Source organism: Rhodococcus sp. P3_B8 (assembly GCF_056402775.1).
On sequence record NZ_JBFUGT010000383.1, the window covers coordinates 1 to 5,500 of the forward strand.

The following is a 5,500-nucleotide window of genomic DNA, read 5'->3' on the forward strand; positions in this document are numbered from 1 at the left end:
GTCTTGGTCCGAAACCGCTGTCCCGTCCGTTCCAGGCCAGGGGCCTCCGCTGCGGTTGTTCGACACCGCTGACCGGCAGGTACGTCCCGTCACTCCCGGACGCACGGCCACGATGTACGTGTGCGGTATCACCCCCTACGACGCCACCCACCTCGGTCACGCGGCCACGTACCTGACGTTCGATCTGGTGAACCGGATCTGGCGTGACGCCGGGCACGACGTGCACTACGTCCAGAACGTCACCGACGTCGACGACCCGCTGTTCGAGCGCGCCAACCGCGACGGCGAGGACTGGGTCGTCCTCGGCATGCGCGAGACCGCGCTGTTCCGCGAAGACATGGAAGCCCTCCGGGTGCTGCCCCCGCGCGACTACATCGGCGCGGTGGAGTCGATCGGCGAAGTGATCGAGATGGTCGAGAAGTTCGTCGCGTCCGGCGCCGCCTACGTCGTCGACGACCCCGAATTCCCCGACGTGTACTTCCGCGCCAATGCGACCGAGCAGTTCGGGTACGAGTCCGGCTACGACCGCGAGACGATGGACAAGTTCTTCGCCGAGCGCGGCGGCGACCCCGACCGCCCCGGCAAGGAAGATCCCCTCGACGCGCTGGTGTGGCGTGCGGTCCGCCCGGGGGAGCCGTCGTGGCCGTCGCCGTTCGGTCCCGGGCGCCCCGGCTGGCACATCGAGTGTTCGGCCATCGCCCTCAACCGCATCGGCTCGGGTTTCGACGTGCAGGGCGGCGGCAGCGACCTGATCTTCCCGCACCACGAGTACTCCGCGGCGCACGCCGAGTCGGCCACGGGCGACCGTCGCTTCGCCCGCCACTACGTGCACACCGGCATGATCGGTCTCGACGGCGAGAAGATGTCGAAGAGTCGCGGCAACCTCGTGTTCGTGTCGAAGCTGCGCGGCGAGGGTGTCGACCCGGCCGCCATCCGCCTCGGACTGCTGTCCGGGCACTACCGACAGGACCGCCCGTGGACCGAGCAGGTTCTCGCCGACGCCCACACCCGGCTGCAGCTGTGGAAGGACGCCGCCGCACTCGAGTCGGCGCAGTCGGCCACCGACACGATCGCCCGCCTGCGTCAGCATCTCGCGGACGATCTCGACACCCCGAAGGCGCTCGACGCCCTCGACGGCTGGGCCCGTCGCGCCCTCGACAACGGTGGCTCGGACACGAACGCGCCGGGCGAATTCGCCGCCGCCGTGGACGCCCTGCTCGGTGTGCGCCTCCGGCGCCCGTGAGTACTTGTCAACCGCCCGCGGTTAACAAGTACTCACGGGTCAGGCGAACTCGAGGGCACCCTCCGCGGGCGTCGGGACGCGCCTGCGGAGGGGCGAACCGAGCGCCTGCGCCAGGTCGGTGCCGTCGTGTTCGGCGAGTAGTTCGCCATCCGACCACACGAGCAGCGTGGCGCTGACGCTCTGCTCGGCTGTCGAGTGCGCCAGATCGTAGTGCGCGCACCCCGGCACGCCGCCGTACGTGATCCACAGGTCGAACCCGGTCATGAACAGGTCGAGGTCGAATTGCACGCTGAGGCCGAGCAGTTCGGCCCGGCCGTTGTCGTCGACGCCGGCGAACGCCTCGTCCAGCGCCAGCAGTCGCGGTGCATGGGGGTCGGCGGAATCGAGCATGACGTGCGCTGCGGCGAACAACGGCAGGTGCAGCGAGACGGACTGCTCGCCGCCGGAGAGTGCGCTGTGCCGGGCGACGGTCAGCCGGTCCTCGTTGCCGTTGCCGCTGATCAGGGTGAACGAGAACACCCGCCACCGCCGGTAGTCGAGGGCGGACGCCAGGATCTCCGGGTACGAACGCTCCGGGTGGGCTGCGCGGGCAGTCCTGATCTGATGGGCGAAGTGGGCGCGCATCGTGGCGAGCTCGTCCGGCCCCAGCGCCGAGGTGTCGCGCTCGAGCAGTTTGGAGATCGCCTTCGCGCTGTCGTCGAGGTTGTCGGCGAGCACCCAGTGGACCCCAATGGTGTTGCCGGACGACATCCGGCGCTCCCGCATCTCGGTGCCCATCCGGGCGATGAGTTCGCGGGCGTCGACGGTCCGTTCGTGGATCTGCTGTGCGAGACCCGTGAGCAGCGCGTCCTCCAGGATGCGACGCTCGGATTCGGTGAGCAGCAGTTCCTGATCGGAGCGAGCGGACGCGATGCGGGCGGCGAACTCGCCGATCGACGAGTAACCCTCGTCGTCCTGCACCTGCACCACGGTCACGCCGTCCGGGGCGTCCCACTGCAACCGGTAGTCCTGGCCGGCGGCCGCCAATTGTGCGTCGAAATCCTGCAGCGCGGTGGTGAGCGCGGTGCGCGTCGACTTGCGCGCCGAGTCGCTGACCCGCACCGATTCGGTGGCGCCGTCCAGTGCGCGGAACAGTGCGTCCACTTCGGGCGGCAGGATCGGGGTGTCGTCTTCGGCGTTCTGGATTCGATACACCAGCTGTTCGGCACTCATCCACGCCGCCGAGCTCGCCGGCCAGGTGTGGCCGCCGTCGACGCCGAGGAGTTCGAGTAGGTCGCGCCGGGCGTACGGCGCGAGGCGGGCGGCGTCGGCGTGCGTTTCGGTGAGCGCCAGCCGGAGCGTCTGGACGGCGGTGTTGTACGCGCCCTCGGCTTTACCGATGGCCTCCCCCGCGTCCTTGTCGGCCTTGCGGGCGTCGCGCTGCTCCTTGTTGCATGCCTCGATCCGCGCGTGCGCCTCCTCGAGTTGCCGGTCCAACTGCTCGGCCCCCGCTCCCAGCGTGTCGCGCAGCGTCTCGAGGCGTTGGACCTGTTGCGCGAGAACCTCTTCGGCGATGGCAGCTTCTTCCGCGAACTCCTCCGCGCTGCCGCGCGCCTCGTGCAGTCGGTCCTCGGACTCGCGGGTGTGCTCCACCTCCTTGGCGTGTTCGCGCCTGCACCGCTGCACCATCTCGCCCTGCTTCTCGAAATGCCGGACGGCCGCGGCGAGCGAGTCGATCTCGCGGGCGACGTGGGGAGTCCGGTGCGTGGACGCAGTGGCCCGGAGTTGCTTCTCCTTCGCGGACAGGTCGGCGATGGCCTGGTCGAGTTCGCGACCGACCGCTGTCGCCGTGTCGGAGCGGCTGCGGAGTGCGCCTGCGGATTCGGTGACCTTCTTCAGCGCCGTGAGGATGGATCCGGTGCGGGGCAGGGCCTGCGCCGCCGCGGTGGTCCGCGACAGCAGCGCCGCTGCCGCATCCGCGGCCGCCCGGGTCTCGTCGAGGGTCGCCCGCGTTTCCTCGAGGATCCTGTCGAGTTCGGCGATACGGGTGGCGCGCCTGCGGGCCCGTGCGGTGGTTCCGATGTACTCGGCGTCCGATTTCGTGTGGCGTCCGCGCTGGATTCCCTGCCGGTACGCACCGTCTTCGGCGACACCGACCGGACCTTCGGACAGGTCGAGGGATTCGAGGGCGATGGACTCGAGGATCCCGCGCACGCGATCGTCGGGAACGCCCGTGTCCTGTTCGACCTCGAGAACGTCGGCGAGGGTCGTGCCGGTGGGCCGATCCCCGGCCGGAAGGGCCACGAGGAACTGTTCGGATTCGACGTCGGGGAGTGCGTCGTCGACGGGCACCCAGCCGTCGAGGAGATTCGCGGCCTGCAGTGCGGCTTCGATTCCTGCCGCCGCGGCGACGTCGACACCGTCGGCGAAGCGGACGAGGCGCCACAGCGGTGCACCGGTCAGCCGGGACCGGGCGTCCTGCCGGGCGGCCGAGAGCGGCGGGGCGTCGTCGTGCTCGGATTCGATGGCCGCGCGGGCGGATTCGTGTTCGGCGATAGCCTCCTCGGCGGCGGCGACGTCGCGGTCGTACTGCTGACGACGCAGCCGGAGCGCGTCGACGGCGTCCGTCGTCTGTTCGGTCAGCGTCTCCGACAGGGTGGCGGCGTCGTCGTCGCCGATCCGGCCGAGGGCGGTGTCCAGGGCCTCGAACAAGGAAGCGGGCGCGTCGATCTCGGCGTAGAGGGACGACTGTTCCGTCCACCAGGATCGGAGTTCGCCGGCGCAGCGGCTGCGGGCCGACTCGACCGCCGTCTCGGCCTCGAGAACGGCCACCTTCGCGGTGTCGAGTTGCTCCTGGCCGCGGCGTGCCGCCTCGTCGGCCCTGGTCCGTTCGGTGGCGGCCCTCTCGACGGTGGCGAGCGCGGCCCGGACCGCGCGGATGTCGCCGTCGCGTTCTTCGGTGTGCCCGCGCAGCGCCGCGGTCAGCTGGTCGGTGCGCGCGTTCTCGGGGAGTGCGGTCCAGGTGATTCCCGCGTCCTCGGCGGCGAGGTGAAGTTCGTCTTCGGCGTGGGTGAGCGCCTCGACGGCGCGTGCGACGGCGTCACCGGCCTTGGCGTGTTCCTCGGCTCGCTGTTCGACGGTCGCCTTGGCCTTGCGCGCCTTCTCGGCCTGCAGTTCGGTCGACTTCTCGAGCGTCGAGACGGCCTGCGCGAGGTCGTCGAGTTGTGTCCGTCCCTCGTATGCCGTCGACCGCTTCAGCGCGTCCAGGGTGGCATTTGCCTGGTCGAGTGCGCGTTCGGCGGCGGTGAAGCGTTCTTCGGCGGCCGCTCGACTCTCCTGGCTGCGGGCCCGGTCCGCTGCCGCCCCATGGAGGGCGGCGATACCGGATCGGACGGCCTCCAGGCGGGTAGCGAGGTGGTCGACGTCCGTACGTGCCTGCTGGCGAAGGTATTTCGCGTACACGCCGACGAAGCTCTGTGCCGCCTGGTCCGCCGCGGCCAGCCCCTCGAGCGCCCGGCCGACCTCCTCCATGTCGCTGAACGAACGGGCGGCCTCGAGGACCAGTTGCTCGTCGAGCGGTCGCAGACCGTCGGTGAGTGCCTGCGACAGTCCCTTGGGGTCGAGGTTCTTCGCGAGCTGAGGTCGCCGGAGCGTGAGGATGAGGTTGATCAGCTGGTCGTAGCGCTGGACGCCGAGCCCGAACATCCGGGCGTCGATCGCGGCGCGGTAGTCGAGCGGCCGGTCGGTGATGGAGTCGGTGCCGATCTGTTCGCCCAGTTGCTTCTTCGTGAGCGGACGGTCGTCGCTGCCGAGCAGGGAGAAGTCGACGCCGACGCGTCCGTCGGCGACGAAGTACCAGCGCGTGACCTTGTCGTTGGTGCGGGTGGCGCGCATGCCGATGCCCACGGTGACGGCCTCGGGGTCGTCCTTCGCGCCGCGGCAGAACTCCATCCAGACGTACGAGTACGCGCTGTCCTGCCCGCGGTACAGGAGGTTCGACTTCATGGTGCGTTCCTCGCCGGCGAACGGATTGAGCCGCCGGGGTTCGATCCGGCCGTCGAGGACGAACGGGAACAGCACTTCGAGGGCCTTCGTCTTGCCGGATCCGTTGGGACCGCGGAGAACGAGGCGACCGTCGGCGAAGGAGAACTCCTGATCGCGGTAGTCCCAGAGGTTGATGATCCCGGCGCGGGTGGGCCGGAAACGCGCACTCGTCATGCTGTGACTTCCTCGCTGTCGTTCGCTGAGCTCTGGAACAGGTCGATCTCGGGTGTGCGG

At 69.9% G+C, this 5,500-nt stretch carries 2 protein-coding genes; one reads left to right on the forward strand and one right to left on the reverse strand.

The window, feature by feature from the left end; all coding sequences use genetic code 11:
* A partial coding sequence (gene mshC / locus AC1D1G_RS40930) for a cysteine--1-D-myo-inosityl 2-amino-2-deoxy-alpha-D-glucopyranoside ligase (RefSeq protein ID WP_477956467.1) occupies positions 1-1,243 on the forward strand: 1,243 nt, incomplete at its 5' end.
* A gap of 39 nt (positions 1,244-1,282) precedes the next feature.
* Here mshC and AC1D1G_RS40935 read toward each other — a convergent pair.
* Positions 1,283-5,440: a TIGR02680 family protein gene (locus AC1D1G_RS40935; protein WP_477956468.1), complete on the reverse strand. Its 4,158-nt coding sequence runs from the start codon at positions 5,438-5,440 to the stop codon at positions 1,283-1,285.
* Positions 5,441-5,500: the final 60 nt, after the last annotated feature.